The sequence below is a fragment of the Candidatus Planktophila versatilis genome, from assembly GCF_002288265.1.
Lineage (GTDB): Bacteria > Actinomycetota > Actinomycetes > Nanopelagicales > Nanopelagicaceae > Planktophila > Planktophila versatilis.
Genome location: NZ_CP016778.1, coordinates 407,969 through 421,582, shown reverse-complemented (window position 1 = coordinate 421,582; position 13,614 = coordinate 407,969). Strand labels below are relative to the sequence as shown.

The following is a 13,614-nucleotide window of genomic DNA, read 5'->3' as shown; positions in this document are numbered from 1 at the left end:
TGTTATTTCCCCGTCTTCTGATTAAGTGATGATGTTTTTTCTGGTGTTCTTACTTGTGATGCTTGTGATGCTGGTGTTGCCTGTCGTGCATTTGAAGGTAGTGCGCGGAGAAGTGCTATCTCACCTTCAAAATCTTCAAGGGAGGCAAAGTTACGGTACACGGATGCGTATCGGAGGTAGGCCACCTCATCGAGTTCGCGTAGTGGCGCAAGAATTGCCATTCCTACCTCTTGAGCTTCAATTTCTGCTTGCCCGGTTCCGCGAAGGGTCTCTTCAACTCGCTGGGCAAGTAAAACCAAATCATCTTCATCTACTGGGCGACCTTGGCATGCCTTGCGCACGCCGACAAGAACCTTCTCGCGGCTAAATGGCTCAGTGGCCCCTGATCGCTTAATGATGTTAAGCAGTGCCACCTCTTGGGTGGAAAAGCGCTGACCACACTTAGGGCATTCCCGGCGGCGGCGGATTTCTGTGCCATCAACGACCGGACGAGAGTCAACGACTCTGGAATCATCGTGTCTGCAGAACGGGCAAATCATCTCGGCGTGTCTCCCTTCGAAATACCTAGAATTTCCAATAAATGCATGTATTAGCGAATTGGTAAAACTACCGTAAAAACACTACTTATGGAAGTTTTATTGCTTTCGACCCCTACATCTAGTGGGAACTATAAAGTATTTCTTGAGACTCTGCAGGATGAAGCGCTGATCTCTTTCGCGTGTCGCACCTGGATGAGCCTTATGCCAGCAGGCGAGCGCCTTTGTGAGCCTTGGCGAGCTTGGCATCTAGGGTCCAGAGCTGGGCCTGATGGGCGCCAGCCGTTGCCGAGATCATGGCATCGGCCATGGTCAGCTTGCCCTGGGATCGAATCTCGGCTGCCTCGATCGCCATAGCGGCGGTGAAGTCATAGATGTGGTCGAGTGAATTAGTAATCGCTAAGGCCAATTCACGGCCGATCGCCCCTGACTGCTGCATCGGTTGAATCAAGCTTTCAGTTAGCGTGATTGTAGAAATCGCAACTTTGCCTCGGTAGCGCTCAAGTGATTCAACGGCAACCTGATGATGAACGTCGTTCTTTTTTCGAAGTGCAATGACGACAGATGTATCAAGAAGAATTACTTCCACTGCGGATCCCATGACCCACGCTCTGCTGCAAGATCAAATCCATCGTAATACTCAGTCATATCCCCCACTAAAGCCATTATTTTATGCTGCTTTCCGACGCCCTGCTCTTTCGGAGTAATCGCAATGACACCTGCGTTATTGATTGCAAATTCCACATCATCTCCTGCCTGTAATCCAATAGCTCGCAGGATATCTACGGGTATGGTCACTTGGTTCTTAGAACTAATACGACTTGTGGATGTACGACCGGCTCGAGTTTTCGGTGCAGAAACTTTCTTCTTACTCTTTACCTTAGAAACCATAGGTAAAGGTTAGCACCTACTTCAGCGGGATGCGGATCTTCTGGCCAGCTGTGAGATCAACTGATGCAAGTGAGTTGACTGAAACAATCTCTGAGACCAGCGAGCGCAGATCCCCATCATGCTCAACGCGGGCGGCTAGTGACCACAAGGTCTCACCGGGAGCCACAGTGATGGTGATAAATGAGCCGGCAGCGGCCGGAACTACCTCGGTGCCAGCCCCAGCTTTGGCGCTGACAAGGGATGCTAAAACGATGGCAAGAGAGAGCACCACGAGTGTGCGAGCTAGGCGACCACGGCGATTTAACTGGGTGCCGGACGGAGGGAAGTTAGCGTTACTTGCGTAAAAGCCTTGCCTATCAATGACTTTAGAGTGGGTAAGGGTTATAGCGCTCATGGTTCTCAGCTCCTGCTACTGCTTAAACCTTGGGGAAGGTTTTCGAACACTTGTTCGATGGGTAAACCATACCTGCCCCCACCGACACCTGCAAGTTATTTTCGAACATTTGTTTGAATTTATCCCCAACCTGTGGAAGAATATGTGTATGACCACAAAGCCCGAGCTCTCAGCTCGCCAGATCACCATCCTTGAATTCATCAAGACCTCATCCGAATCCCAGGGATATGCCCCCTCCATGCGAGAAATTGGCGATGCCGCCGGCCTTAACTCCCCCGCATCGGTCAAATACCAACTCGATATCTTGGAAGAGAAGGGCTTCATCCGCCGCGATGAGAACCGCGGGCGGGCCATGGAAGTAGTCCTACCTGAGCACCTCACCGGCGCCGGCGCCCACACAGATAAGACCCGCTTTATTCCACTGGTTGGCGCAATCGCTGCCGGTATTCCCATTACGGCAGATCAACAAGTAGAGGCCACCATGCCACTACCGGAATCACTTGTCGGCAAAGGTGATCTCTTCATGTTGCAAGTCAAAGGTGAATCAATGATTGATGCCGCCATCTGCGATGGTGACTATGTTGTTATTCGCCAACAAAAAGATGCCAACAATGGCGAGATCGTGGCGGCGATGATTGATGGCGAAGCCACCGTCAAGACCTTCTCGCGCAAGGGTGGCCACATCTGGTTACTTCCTGCCAATAGCGACTTTGCTCCCATCGATGGTGACGCGTGTGAAGTATTAGGAAAAGTCACCGCAGTACTGCGCTCTATCTGACTCTTAACTAGACCTCATCTTGAGGTCTAGTGACGGGGTTAAGTTTTTACCTTTGGTTCACGCGTTCCGCTCGCGCAGGCCATGCCACTGCCCTATTCTGGGCGCCGCTACAGTAAGTTCTGTAGTTTTCTCAACAAGGGGGAGTTACCTATGAAGGCTCAAGACTTAATTGGATTATGGAATCAAAAGCGCGCACAGATCATTCAGGCACAGGTAGCACCAGCACTAGTTCTGATCGGCATCTTTGTCTTAGCTGCAATCGGCGCCTTTGAAAACGCCTCAGATGGCGCTAAATACCTCACTATCGGTGTAGCTGCCGCAACTGGAATCCTGGCCATCATTTCGCAATACGCCGCTGTGCGTGAGGCTGAAGCACTTCTGACTGATCTCAAGTCAGCATCTGAACAGAGCGCGCTCTCAAAGAAGATTGCTGACTCACGTGGTCTGCTCTCACTTTCAGCTATCGCCATCGTTGGACTTGGGCTAGGAATCTTCGCACTCGTTGTCTGGGCAGTTCTAGGCTAAATAATGCGTATTGGTCTAGCGCTCATTGCTATCTACTCCGTGGCAGTTCTCTTTCTTGTCACGCGAGCAGATAGACCTTCCAAAAAGCGAGAGCGCTTGACCGGTCGTGGTGGAGATTTCGAATAAGGGCTTCATAGAAAAACCCGCAGAGTGATCTGCGGGTTTTTTACTGCAACAAAAAAGGCTCCGCGACGTAAGCGGAGCCTTTCTTTATATTCATGACCCTGACAGGATTCGAACCTGCAACCTCCGTCTACGCCAGAGCGGTGCTCCATCCGTTGAGCTACAGGGCCACCTGCGGATAATAAGTTTGATCTTGCCCGCAGATTTTTTTATCAAAGCCAATCTGTTGATAACTCAGGTGCTATATTGACTGCAACGTCAGAGCGGTGCTCTCTAGCGCGAGCTACAGAGAAAAACCCGCAGAGTAATCTGCGGGTTTTTTACTCCTCACCTCCAATGTCAATTCGCCTTGCAATTCAGGTTACCAACCTAGCGAATTAGCATGTCATTAAGGTAGCACAGGCTAAATAGCGCTAATTTACAGACCGTAATATCTGTATGCAAACTAATTACTCTAAGTATTTGTAAGAAATATATTTAGTAAAATAGTGCTCTATTAATTGTCATTACATCTCTGACTTCATAGAGTTCAGATAGTTCCGAAATTCATCGCACGGAATTGGCTCTTTAAACCACACTGCTGGCCTGGTCAATCAGCCCTGGAGTTGAGGCAGCGTTACTCAACTAGTTGCGGTTATGAAAATAGATAGCCTGAAGCGGATAAGAGAGTTTCACTCTGATCTGCCAGATGTGGAGTTGGAACCAACGGCCAAGGCCTAGCGATTAAGCCTCGGAGTAATCCGAGGAATCCGCTAGGCCTTGTTAGTTCCCTAAATGTCACTGCCAGTCACTACCCTTACCCCATGGGCTTCTTCGCAGATTTCAAAGCAAAGCGGGCAGCAACAGCTGCCGCTAAAGCACACAGCGCAGCACTTGCCGACTGGGAAGATGATCGCGCAATCCTTACCAAACTCATCACCGTCTTTACTGCAGCATCCAAAGGTGAAGACTCAGTGCCTAACTCACTGATGCAAAAACCTGGTGAACACACACTCTGGTCTGCAACAGGCATCTTTCATGAAACAGGTCGCACACCATCTCAATACGTTGGTGGCTCCTCCGGGGTCAGCATCCCGGTAGGTGCTGGCATTCGCTTTCGCGTGGGTGCGATGCGCGGACAAGTAGTACCTGGTGAAGAGCAACAGATGGATAAGGATCAAGGCGTTGTCATGCTCACCACCGAGCGGCTCATCTTCACTGGCCCCAACCACACTCGGGAATGGGACTTCGACAAACTCCTAATGGCCTCCACCACAGATGATGAATCTGATTACTTCCTAAGCGTCTCAAACCGACAAAAGACATCAGGAGTGCGCTTTAGTGTGAGAACAGGGCGAGAATTCAATAGATTCCTAGGCGCTGCAACGGTCGTCAATGAGAAAGGCTATGGACCGCTATTAGATGAGTTGCATAAGCTGGAGAAAGAGGCGGATGCGGTGAAGCCGGTGTTGGGTGGGGTTGTTTCAATAACCGAATAGTTGAACCGTATGCGCGTCGATCCCACACCATGTCAGTGCTTCTTCCTATGCTTCAGCCCGGAGGCAATACGTGGCATATAAATCTAAAGGTTATAAAGAACCCACCAACCCTGTTGGCAATGTAGCTGAACTCTTTGCAGGCGTGGGTGGCTTTCGTATTGGCCTAGCGCGAGCAGGTTGGAAAACAACTTTCTCAAATCAATGGGAACCTGCAACAAAAGTACAGCACGCTTCCGATGTTTATGTTGCACAATTTGGCGAAGATGGCCATGCGAATACTGACATTGCAAAAGTAAAGTCTTTGCCAAAAAACATAGATCTCCTAGTTGGTGGTTTTCCCTGCCAAGACTATTCAGTAGCGAAAACTTTGAACTCTTCTAAGGGCCTGAAAGGTAAGAAGGGTGTTCTTTGGTGGGAAATTCTTCGGTTAGTCAATGGTCAAAAACCAAAATTCATTTTCTTAGAAAATGTTGATCGGCTATTGAAATCTCCATCAAATCAACGTGGTCGAGATTTTGCTGTGATGCTCAAAACCCTCGGGGATGAGGGTTACACAATTGAATGGCGGGTAGTAAATGCAGCTGAGTATGGATTTCCGCAACGCCGTATCCGAGTCTTCATTGTTGCAACCAGGAATAAATCGACCAAGAATTTGAACCCCCATGATCTGATTGCGAAAAAAGGCATCCTGGCTCGCGCACTCCCGATTGAGAAATTCATGGAAGATTTAGTTGAGATTGACCTTGTGCAGGATGCAGACGAAATTAGCTCACGTTTCAACAAGGGCAAGGAAAAGAGTCCATTCCTCAATGCAGGAGTCTTGATTGATGGAATTGCATACACTGTAAAAACCCAGGCAAAATTGTCCGGCAGCGTTGAGGTTCTAGGCGATGTATTGCAATCTGACTCCGAAGTCCCAGGTGAATATTGGGTTGAGGAAAAGAGGCTGAAAGAATGGAAATACTTAAAGGGCGCAAAAAGCATTGAGCGCACTCATAAAGCTAGTGGGGTGACATACAACTACGCCGAGGGGAAGATGGCTTTCCCGGACCTATTAACAAACCCCAGTCGAACTATTCTTACTGGTGAAGGTGGTACCACTCCTTCACGGTTCAAGCACATAATCAAAACAAAGAATGGTTATCGAAGACTCACACCGATTGAGCTTGAGAGATTAAATGGATTTCCTGACAACTGGAGCCTCAAAGCCTCTGACGGGAAAACGGTCTCGGATGCGAAGAGAGCCTTCTTTATGGGCAACGCACTAGTTATTGGCTTAATTGAAAAAGTCGGGAAAGTCATCGCGGCGGACATCAGCACTAAATAGTAGAAACCACATTCGCGATATATGACGCGTTTAACCAAAAACACTGTTTGGTCCGATAATCCCCTTGAGGAGTCAAGCCTTTATCACTCCCATCTTTTGCCTTCGGACGGACATGCGCGACGTGGCTTTCCTTCAGGCTCGGTAAGTCATGAGCGTTAATTGAAACCCTTCTTTGAGTATCCTTCCAAACTCGCTCGGCTTCTAACCTGTCTTCATAGGGCATATTCCAGTAGCCAACCTTTTCCAATTTTTCTACGCCATTAATGTCAATCTTGAATACGACAAAGAGGAATTTGCGTTCAACTTTTTCAAAGAATGAGGATTCCTCCCAGATTTCAGTTCCTATTTTAAGAAAGTCAAAGGCGGGGAATGACATCGACTCTTTGGGCTTGCCATTTACTTGTAGTCGAACTGTCTTCATTTCGATTCCAGCCTTTACCAATTCACTAACTGAAGTTCCATCATTTGCGAGAATTTTAGTTGCGATTTCCCTATGAAAGTTCTTATGATTCTTACTTCGCTTGTGGTGATTAAGTCTTAGCGACAAATCAGCAATGCTCATTCCCATATATGGCGCAAACTTCAAACTCGTAGCTTCTTCTATGGAAAGTTGAGCTGTGACACCCAAGTAAACATCTTGTTGTGAATCTGATATCAGTCTAGTTAAGTAGCCTTGCTTAAAGGAGAATGCCCTACCTGGAGCTCCTGTTGCCGAATATGGCTGAGACTTGAGCTTTTCTTTGGCACCTCCAGAACCTTTTCGACAGGCCCCTAGATAAAAAGTGTCTCCTTCAGATAATTCATGAGCTTTTCCTGCAAGAACTTTCATTTGGATTTTTTCCCAATCGGATTTAATCACTGGCAAATCAGCCTCGGGAATCTCATACATAAGAGGTTTCAACACAAATTTTCTATCAACTACCGGAATTTCACGACCGTAAAGATAAAATAGGATTAACATTCTCTTGCATTTGTTGTAAAGTGAATTAGACTCCCAAGATTCTTTTACTATGTGATTGTAATTAATCATGGTTAACACGAGTCGCTCTTTAGCAACATATTTTCCAGACTTGTGCTTTACGACGCCAGTTACTTTGAGCTCTACTCCCGCATCTGGGAAATCCGGACTATGGTCATTTGGAGGGTTATTTCGAAAGTAGTATTTTTCAATCAGAGTTCCAAGTTGTCCTCTGTCTTTTAAGTTTTCCAAGTCACGAGGTAAATCGACCAAATCAGACAGGGAGTTATCAGTTAATTTCAGAGCATGACTATAGATTGATTCTGCCGAGTCCTTTGAATAATCCATTTCCCGGCTCTTCATGACTCTAATCCTAATAACTCTTTACTACCGCCCGCTAAACGCCGCCAGGATATGAGGCGCTGCCTTCTTATATAACTCAGCAACTGACATGCCTAAGGATGCCTGGATGTTGTCTTCAAAGGTTTCACCAGTCATCTGGTTTTCCAGAATCTTCTTATAGGCAGCAAATCCATACTCGGCGATTACCCATTCATAGAGCAGTGAACCAAGTGGATATGAAGCCTCATGGGCTTCTGAAAATGTGCGCCTATCTTCAATCTTCTTCAAGGCTTTTTCAACGCTCTGCGTTGAAGTTAGCGTTGGGATGAGCTTTAGATGGCTGTAACTCTTTAACTCAGTGATGAAATAGCGGTATAGCTCTAGATACTCTTTCTTGGTATTAGCAGCCATAGCAAAGGAGATGGTGTTTGCCGAGCCTTCTCGGAAGGTGGTTGGGAAGTGCAGGGTGTAGAAATCTAGGCCATCTAAACTCTTATCGGCTCTTGCTTGGAATTTATCTTCAAATGTAGGTTTGAAGAAGTAATCCTGAACTACATGCCAATACTCATGCGGCATCACTTGAATTGCATACTTACGCATCGTTTTGGCAGATGCCTTGCTTGAGGCTAGAACACCGGCGTGACCTGCTAGGACTCCAGGAGGGCCCTCCTTAAACCACGCTGCCAGTCCGAGGTTATGTTCTTGATCCTTGCCTTGGCGCCAAGCTTGAAACCAAGGAAGATGCTCATCTAGAAATTCAGCCAAGATCGGTTGGGTGCGTAAGTATTTTTCATCTTTCTCGGTATACATGTAGATATTAACTACCTCTTTTTTAGCAAAGAGTGAGCCATAGAGTTTGGAGGCATACTCCACTTGGGCGGTGTAGAGCTGCTTAAGATCCTTTGGAAAGCTACTGCTGATGTGATAAACCAGCTCGACGTTATCGAGGTTTCCAGAATCTGCCCCTGCGCGGATTTGCGCATACGCCTTTAACTTAGTCTTCTCATAATTAGCTGCTTGTGAGCTCCAGCTGAGCTTCTTACCGCTTTGTAGGCAGATGTATTTCACGACAGAAGAGGTTGCTACTTGATTCAGTTTCTTGCATTCAGCACCTGGCTTAATCGAAGCAGCAGCTGAGGCGGAGGTGGGTGGAATGGCAATGCTAAGAACTAAAGCGATTACAAGCACTGGCTTCATGGGCAAAATGGTAGCAATGCGAACTTATCTTGCGTAGCTTCTTAATGACTGGTCGGCGAAATCTTATGCATGAACTCTAAACGTATGCCATCGACTGTTAATCCAGGTGCGTCAGCAACTAGGGCCTGCACATGAGCGGTTTGCCCATGGATATCGTGTGCACCTTGGCTCGCCCAGCCTTCAAAGAAATAGAAAATGCTCTCATCGTCTCGATCGACGTGAAGATCATAGAAAAGACAACCTTCTTCTTTGACTGTAATCTCCACCATTTCCAGCAAACGGGCCTGAAGTTCATCTCTTCGCTCTGGTTTGGCTTTAAACCGTACACACATAAATAGATTTTGACTCATTCTTCTCCCTTATCCCCTTCGATGTTACTGCAATGGGTGCCAGATGGCAGTCCACGCCTGCCTATTGTTTATCAGCAGGATGTACTCGCCTAGTTCTTGCCTACGTTTTACCCTTCATTGTCAGTCCCCACACCTAGGCTGAGGCTATGACTGAATCACCTGCCACCAAGTTCATTGCCGCAATTCTGATTGTTGTTGCTCCCTTTGCGATGGGCGCCTTCTTCTTAGCCTGGGGACCCTCTGGTCAGTATCAAGTGACTAATCCACAGGATGATGGATATGTGCAGCCGCGAGATGTGGGAGGAGTTGTAGCCGATACACGTAGATCCACTGTTTCAGTCTTCTGCGACCTACCGGGTGAGGAAGGCATTGGTTCGGCGTGGGCGGTTACTTTGAAAGAGGCTGCCTATAAAGATTACAAGCAGGTATACATCACCAATCATCATGTGGTGGCGGACTGTATTGGTAAAGAGAAGTACTTAAGTGTTGCCCGGGCATATAAGAAGCCGGTTGCTGCGCGCATTGTGACTTTAGATAAAGAAAATGATTTAGCAGTGATTGTCTCTGATTTGAAGGTGCCATCACTGAAGATTTCAGAGAACCCGCCATATCCAGGCTATTGGGTAATGACTTCCGGAAGTGCTGATGCCTATGAAGGTTCAGTTACTTTCGGTGCTGTCCTGAATACAAATGAGAGTGAGATTCTCTTTACCGCCAACGTTTCACAGGGCAATAGCGGAGGACCACTTGTTGATAACGAGGGCTTTGTGATTGGTACAGTCAGCTGGATTTCAAAAGTAGAGCAGTACAACGGGGCGAAGATGATTGATGCCATGTGCTCAAAGATTCTTAAATGTGATGGTGTGTATTACTGGGAGTGGTGAGTGGGCTGATTTGAGGTGAGTTTTCGAGCTTTACCTTGCAGTTTACTTCCCTTTTAAGTCAGCGTTGGACTCGCGCGCTTCCACCACCAGCAAGCTTTTCAACTTCGGAGCGACTAGCCATTGACGTATCACCCGGAGTTGTCATAGCTATTGCTCCATGTGCCGCCCCAAGATTCACCGACTCTTGCAAGGTTTGCTCGGATATCAATCCAAAAACCAAACCGGACGCGAAGCTATCGCCGCCGCCAACGCGATCCCAGATTTCTAGACTCTTCCATTTTCTCGACTGAACCAAGCCTGTTTCTCGCGACCACGCAATTGCTGACCAATCATTATCGCTGGCTGAATTCACAGAACGTAAGGTGGTTGCAATCACCTTAAAATTTGGAAAGTCATTTACTGCATCAAGAATCATTGTTTGAAATCCATCAATTTCTAGATTGGTAAAATTGGCGTCCATACCCTTTACCGAAAAACCAAGTGCCTCAATAAAGTCTTCCTCATTACCAATCATGACATCTACATACTTAGCGAGCCTTCGGTTTACTTCCTGGGCCTTAGCTTTTCCACCTATATCCTGCCAAAGGCTTGGCCGAAAATTCAGGTCGTAAGAAATAATCGTGCCATGCTTCCGAGCCGAAATCATCGCTTCTTCTACTACATCTGGCGTTGAATCCGAAAGAGCGGCAAAGATTCCACCCGTGTGAAACCAGCGAACACCTAATTCACCAAAAATATGTTCCCAGTCAACATCACCTTTTTTCAGCTGTGAGACCGCAGTGTGACCGCGATCTGAAACGCCGAGAGCTCCTCTGACACCAAAACCACGCTCGGTGAAATTCAAGCCATTTCTCACTTTACGGCCTACTCCGTCATATTTTTCCCACTTAACAAAGCGGGAGTCAACTCCGCCTTGAAGAATCAAATCCTCAATCAGAAGCCCAACGTCGTTCTGTGCCAGAGATGTAACTATTGCAGTTTTATACCCAAAAACTTTTCGGAGTCCGCGAATAACGTTGTATTCTCCCCCGCCTTCCCATGCGTCAAATCGTCTAGCAGTGCGAATGCGAGTGTTTCCAGGGTCGAGGCGGAGCATGACCTCACCCAGGGCGAGAGCAGCAAATTCACATTCCTCAGCAGATTTGATATCCAAGATGTTCTTCAAGTGTGGCCCCAAACTTAACTAGAGTGCGAATTCATCTGAGCAACTGCTTCACGAGTTAAAGAAGTAATTGCTGAAAAATCTCCAGCTACCAAGAGTTTTTCACTGACAATCCACGATCCACCTACAGCTAGAACTTGAGGTACCGCAAGATATGAATCGACATTTGTAAGATTAATTCCACCTGTCGGAATGAACTTCATATCATGGAAAGGAGCCACTACTGCCTTCAAATATTGCGCACCCCCCAGTGCCTCGGCAGGAAAGAATTTCAGCTCATTAAATCCTAAGTCGCGTGCTCTCTGAATTTCAGTGGGGGTGGAGACTCCAGGGAAATATGGCATAGCGGCTCGATCACATTCATCGACAACTGCAATACTCAGGCCCGGAGAAACCACAAATTGAGCTCCTGCAGATTGAGCCTTATCGGCATCTCCTGGAGATAACACTGTCCCTGCACCAACACAAAAATCTGGATCTTCTGACATTATCTGAATAATTCTGAGCGCATTAGGTGTCCGCAGAGTTACTTCTGCCGTGAAAATGCCACCTTGCTTTAGCGCCTCCCGAAGCGGCTCAGCTTGGCTGACATCATTGATAATGACGACCGGCATTAGCTTTTGTTTTGCAATAGCGAACATTGATCTACCAGGCTTATTCATGCTCAGATTAGCCATATTTAGACTCGAGGCAGCAAACTGAACTGTTCGCGCCCACTAGGTGCCAGAGTTACGCCAATTCCTGGTTGATTGTTAGAGATTAATTGTCCATCCTTAACATTTAGCGGATTGGTAAGGAATCCTTCCCAACCTAATCCCCCGTAAGCATCAACTTCGATGAGTGGCGCATTATCACAACTCAAAATTACGTTAAGCGCTGCAGCTAATCCAATGCCAGTTCCTGAAGAACAACCGATATGTGGAACCAACTTGAGATTCCAAGAACTAGACATGTCACCAATTCGCTTAAGCTCTGAAATGCCACCAACGCTTGCCGCATCTGGTTGGATGTAATCAAATGGAAGCTTGGCCATAAGGTCGATGTACTCGTAGCGAGTGAGCAAGCTTTCACCGCCAGCTAACGGTAAATCCACTCGATCGGCTAGCCATGAATGATCATTGATGTATTGTGAAAGACTGCGCGACATAATCGGCTCCTCCAGCCAAAAAACGTCAAGGTCTTGAAATTCCTTTGCAAGCGCTAGCGCACCTCTGCGGTCATAACACATATTCGCATCAACCATAAGATCAATTGAATTACCAACAGCTGTTCTCACTTGCGAGACTAAGCTGACGGCGCTCTTCAAATTCCCATCAATGCGCAATTTAATTGCTGTATATCCCAGTTCAGTCGCCTGAATTGCTTCTTTAATCGCCATATCAGGGTGCTTAAATGATGGCGCATAATACGCACGCACCGAATTTTGTGCTGTTCCAAGAAGGCGATGGACAGGCTGTGAAGTAATCTTGCCGAACAAATCCCATAATGCAATATCTATTCCACTGAGGGCGTAGGTTTCAATACCCCTTCTACCCCACATATGTGTTGATCGCATCATGTCATGCCAAAGTGCAGATATATCTTGCGGGTCACGGCCGATAATGAGTGGTCCTAATTGATCATTAATAAGCGGTCCAACTGTCGAGAAGTATTCAGATGAAAATCCAGCCTCACCTACTCCAATTAATCCTTCGTCGGTCTTCACCTCAACGACTATGCCACCTTTTGTGCTTACCGACATGGCGCCCCATTGAAGATTTTCCTCCAGTGGGAGGCCAACTGGGTAAGCTACAACGCTTTCGATCTTCATTCTCTACTTCTCCAATTCATCATTGATAATTCCTCAAGGCCTAGCGTGCTCTACAGATTCAATTCCGTAATCGAATGTAAAGGTTCGTAAAAATTACTCATTAGTTGTACATGCCTTCAGACTTCACTGGTACCGGAAAATCACTTTGGTTAGCTAGTACTGGAATCAATTCTCCCCAGTTGTAATCACCTGTGAATTTATCTGCGGTTGTGTAAGTACCATCCATGGTGTCCTTTAGGCTCTCTGGCCCATCGAAGCCAATGACTTTCCACCCCATATGATTCTTATTTCCCCCGTAGACAGGATCTGCATAAAAACCTTGCTTAACATGGAGGCAGATTGCCGGCCAGAAAGGAAGACCATCATCTGATACAAACTGAAAGAATGTTGTTGCAGGTTCTGTAGTTCCAAGATTTACAGCTCCAGGTTTTGGCTGACCAGATACCTTCACAAGAACTGCGTCTTGAGACTCGTTATCGAGAGCAACAAACTTCTTTGAATAAGTGCTCATGCTGACTTCGTCAACTACAAGCAACCCCTCTCGGTAAACTTTCTGCAAGTCACTGATACGAGCGCGCCATGAATGTGCGTGCTTGCCATCAATTTCCAAGAATCCACTGCCATCTGCCGATGCAAAAATATAACTAATGCCCGATAGGTAGCGATCGATAAAGACAACAGCTCTTGCTTCTTTGGCACCCGGGTCATGATCGGTAGGGATAATTCGCGCAGCAATAGCTTCGACTGTATCCCACTCGTGCGTTGTAAAAAAGAGCGGCTCATTTGAATCTGGATTGACAGGTTCGAGAATCGTCTTCCAGTCTGCTTTTGAACTCATTATTTTTCCTTTCTTTGGATT

The 13,614-nt window shown here is 46.9% G+C and carries 17 protein-coding genes and 1 pseudogene; 6 read left to right on the top strand and 12 right to left on the bottom strand.

Translation table 11 applies throughout. The annotated features are described in order from the left end of the window. Positions 1-2: 2 nt before the first annotated feature. From nrdR to A1sIIB76_RS02190, 4 genes are all read right to left on the bottom strand, one after another. On the bottom strand, positions 3-539 hold the full coding sequence (nrdR, locus tag A1sIIB76_RS02205; RefSeq protein WP_095696900.1) for a transcriptional regulator NrdR: 537 nt from the start codon (positions 537-539) through the stop codon (positions 3-5). Between the two features lie 199 nt (positions 540-738). After that, complete coding sequence (locus A1sIIB76_RS02200) at positions 739-1,137, bottom strand: type II toxin-antitoxin system VapC family toxin (protein ID WP_095696899.1); 399 nt, start codon at positions 1,135-1,137, stop codon at positions 739-741. Next, a complete protein-coding gene (locus A1sIIB76_RS02195) occupies positions 1,116-1,427 on the bottom strand; it encodes an AbrB/MazE/SpoVT family DNA-binding domain-containing protein (protein WP_095696898.1) in 312 nt (103 codons plus the stop codon). Before A1sIIB76_RS02195 ends, A1sIIB76_RS02200 begins: the two co-directional genes overlap by 22 nt. Positions 1,428-1,443: 16 nt before the next feature. Next, positions 1,444-1,821, bottom strand: coding sequence for a LysM peptidoglycan-binding domain-containing protein (locus tag A1sIIB76_RS02190; RefSeq protein WP_095696897.1), 378 nt, complete (start codon positions 1,819-1,821; stop codon positions 1,444-1,446). Positions 1,822-1,963: 142 nt separating this feature from the next. Here A1sIIB76_RS02190 and lexA point away from each other — a divergent pair, with 142 nt between their 5' ends. The 3 genes from lexA (at position 1,964) to A1sIIB76_RS06970 (ending at position 3,250) form a co-directional block, all read left to right on the top strand. Beyond that, on the top strand, positions 1,964-2,599 hold the full coding sequence (gene lexA, locus A1sIIB76_RS02185; protein ID WP_095684535.1) for a transcriptional repressor LexA: 636 nt from the start codon (positions 1,964-1,966) through the stop codon (positions 2,597-2,599). Between the two features lie 150 nt (positions 2,600-2,749). Further along, positions 2,750-3,124: a hypothetical protein gene (locus tag A1sIIB76_RS02180; protein ID WP_095696896.1), complete on the top strand. Its 375-nt coding sequence runs from the start codon at positions 2,750-2,752 to the stop codon at positions 3,122-3,124. Between the two features lie 3 nt (positions 3,125-3,127). Beyond that, positions 3,128-3,250, top strand: a complete 123-nt coding sequence (locus tag A1sIIB76_RS06970; protein WP_257789624.1) for a hypothetical protein — start codon at positions 3,128-3,130, stop codon at positions 3,248-3,250. A 93-nt stretch (positions 3,251-3,343) separates the two neighbouring features. Here the strand turns inward: A1sIIB76_RS06970 and A1sIIB76_RS02175 are convergent. Further along, positions 3,344-3,417: pseudogene (locus tag A1sIIB76_RS02175) on the bottom strand. A gap of 633 nt (positions 3,418-4,050) precedes the next feature. Here A1sIIB76_RS02175 and A1sIIB76_RS02170 point away from each other — a divergent pair. Beyond that, complete coding sequence (locus A1sIIB76_RS02170) at positions 4,051-4,725, top strand: hypothetical protein (RefSeq protein ID WP_095696895.1); 675 nt, start codon at positions 4,051-4,053, stop codon at positions 4,723-4,725. Positions 4,726-4,795: 70 nt separating this feature from the next. Next, entirely contained in the window at positions 4,796-6,052 is a 1,257-nt protein-coding gene (gene dcm, locus A1sIIB76_RS02165) for a DNA (cytosine-5-)-methyltransferase (protein WP_095696894.1), read from the top strand. Here the strand turns inward: dcm and A1sIIB76_RS02160 are convergent. From A1sIIB76_RS02160 to A1sIIB76_RS02150, 3 genes are read right to left on the bottom strand one after another with little or no spacing between them, the layout of a single operon-like run. Next, positions 6,045-7,373, bottom strand: coding sequence for a Sau3AI family type II restriction endonuclease (locus A1sIIB76_RS02160; RefSeq protein WP_095696893.1), 1,329 nt, complete (start codon positions 7,371-7,373; stop codon positions 6,045-6,047). The two genes, dcm and A1sIIB76_RS02160, sit on opposite strands and share 8 nt — an antisense overlap. A 24-nt stretch (positions 7,374-7,397) precedes the next feature. Next, complete coding sequence (locus tag A1sIIB76_RS02155; protein ID WP_095696892.1) at positions 7,398-8,549, bottom strand: hypothetical protein; 1,152 nt, start codon at positions 8,547-8,549, stop codon at positions 7,398-7,400. A gap of 41 nt (positions 8,550-8,590) precedes the next feature. Then, positions 8,591-8,899, bottom strand: a complete 309-nt coding sequence (locus A1sIIB76_RS02150; RefSeq protein WP_095696891.1) for a putative quinol monooxygenase — start codon at positions 8,897-8,899, stop codon at positions 8,591-8,593. A gap of 146 nt (positions 8,900-9,045) precedes the next feature. On the opposite strand from A1sIIB76_RS02150, the gene A1sIIB76_RS02145 reads away from it, so the two are divergent. After that, positions 9,046-9,783, top strand: coding sequence for a S1 family peptidase (locus A1sIIB76_RS02145; RefSeq protein ID WP_095696890.1), 738 nt, complete (start codon positions 9,046-9,048; stop codon positions 9,781-9,783). A 58-nt stretch (positions 9,784-9,841) separates the two neighbouring features. Here the strand turns inward: A1sIIB76_RS02145 and A1sIIB76_RS02140 are convergent, their stop codons facing one another. The 4 genes from A1sIIB76_RS02140 to A1sIIB76_RS02125 form a co-directional block, all read right to left on the bottom strand. Then, on the bottom strand, positions 9,842-10,879 hold the full coding sequence (locus tag A1sIIB76_RS02140) for a sugar kinase (protein WP_095697350.1): 1,038 nt from the start codon (positions 10,877-10,879) through the stop codon (positions 9,842-9,844). An 83-nt stretch (positions 10,880-10,962) separates the two neighbouring features. Beyond that, positions 10,963-11,622 (bottom strand): bifunctional 4-hydroxy-2-oxoglutarate aldolase/2-dehydro-3-deoxy-phosphogluconate aldolase, encoded by a 660-nt coding sequence (locus A1sIIB76_RS02135; RefSeq protein ID WP_095696889.1) that lies wholly within the window; start codon positions 11,620-11,622, stop codon positions 10,963-10,965. A gap of 2 nt (positions 11,623-11,624) precedes the next feature. After that, positions 11,625-12,755, bottom strand: a complete 1,131-nt coding sequence (locus A1sIIB76_RS02130; RefSeq protein ID WP_095696888.1) for a mandelate racemase/muconate lactonizing enzyme family protein — start codon at positions 12,753-12,755, stop codon at positions 11,625-11,627. A gap of 100 nt (positions 12,756-12,855) precedes the next feature. After that, complete coding sequence (locus tag A1sIIB76_RS02125) at positions 12,856-13,593, bottom strand: gluconate 2-dehydrogenase subunit 3 family protein (protein WP_095696887.1); 738 nt, start codon at positions 13,591-13,593, stop codon at positions 12,856-12,858. Between the last annotated feature and the right edge of the window lie 21 nt (positions 13,594-13,614).

Bases quoted from the DNA above. Each gene is read 5' to 3' on its own strand.
- A1sIIB76_RS02140 (WP_095697350.1), bottom strand. From the start codon at position 10,879: ATGCTCCGCCTCGACCCTGGAAACACTCGCATTCGCACTGCTAGACGA.
- A1sIIB76_RS02195 (WP_095696898.1), bottom strand. From the start codon at position 1,427: ATGGTTTCTAAGGTAAAGAGTAAGAAGAAAGTTTCTGCACCGAAAACT.
- A1sIIB76_RS02180 (WP_095696896.1), top strand. From the start codon at position 2,750: ATGAAGGCTCAAGACTTAATTGGATTATGGAATCAAAAGCGCGCACAG.
- A1sIIB76_RS02170 (WP_095696895.1), top strand. From the start codon at position 4,051: ATGGGCTTCTTCGCAGATTTCAAAGCAAAGCGGGCAGCAACAGCTGCC.
- A1sIIB76_RS02160 (WP_095696893.1), bottom strand. From the start codon at position 7,373: ATGAAGAGCCGGGAAATGGATTATTCAAAGGACTCGGCAGAATCAATC.
- A1sIIB76_RS02200 (WP_095696899.1), bottom strand. From the start codon at position 1,137: ATGGGATCCGCAGTGGAAGTAATTCTTCTTGATACATCTGTCGTCATT.
- A1sIIB76_RS02135 (WP_095696889.1), bottom strand. From the start codon at position 11,622: ATGGCTAATCTGAGCATGAATAAGCCTGGTAGATCAATGTTCGCTATT.
- nrdR (WP_095696900.1), bottom strand. From the start codon at position 539: ATGATTTGCCCGTTCTGCAGACACGATGATTCCAGAGTCGTTGACTCT.
- A1sIIB76_RS02150 (WP_095696891.1), bottom strand. From the start codon at position 8,899: ATGAGTCAAAATCTATTTATGTGTGTACGGTTTAAAGCCAAACCAGAG.
- A1sIIB76_RS02155 (WP_095696892.1), bottom strand. From the start codon at position 8,549: ATGAAGCCAGTGCTTGTAATCGCTTTAGTTCTTAGCATTGCCATTCCA.
- A1sIIB76_RS02130 (WP_095696888.1), bottom strand. From the start codon at position 12,755: ATGAAGATCGAAAGCGTTGTAGCTTACCCAGTTGGCCTCCCACTGGAG.
- A1sIIB76_RS02145 (WP_095696890.1), top strand. From the start codon at position 9,046: ATGACTGAATCACCTGCCACCAAGTTCATTGCCGCAATTCTGATTGTT.
- A1sIIB76_RS06970 (WP_257789624.1), top strand. From the start codon at position 3,128: ATGCGTATTGGTCTAGCGCTCATTGCTATCTACTCCGTGGCAGTTCTC.
- A1sIIB76_RS02190 (WP_095696897.1), bottom strand. From the start codon at position 1,821: ATGAGCGCTATAACCCTTACCCACTCTAAAGTCATTGATAGGCAAGGC.
- A1sIIB76_RS02125 (WP_095696887.1), bottom strand. From the start codon at position 13,593: ATGAGTTCAAAAGCAGACTGGAAGACGATTCTCGAACCTGTCAATCCA.
- lexA (WP_095684535.1), top strand. From the start codon at position 1,964: ATGTGTATGACCACAAAGCCCGAGCTCTCAGCTCGCCAGATCACCATC.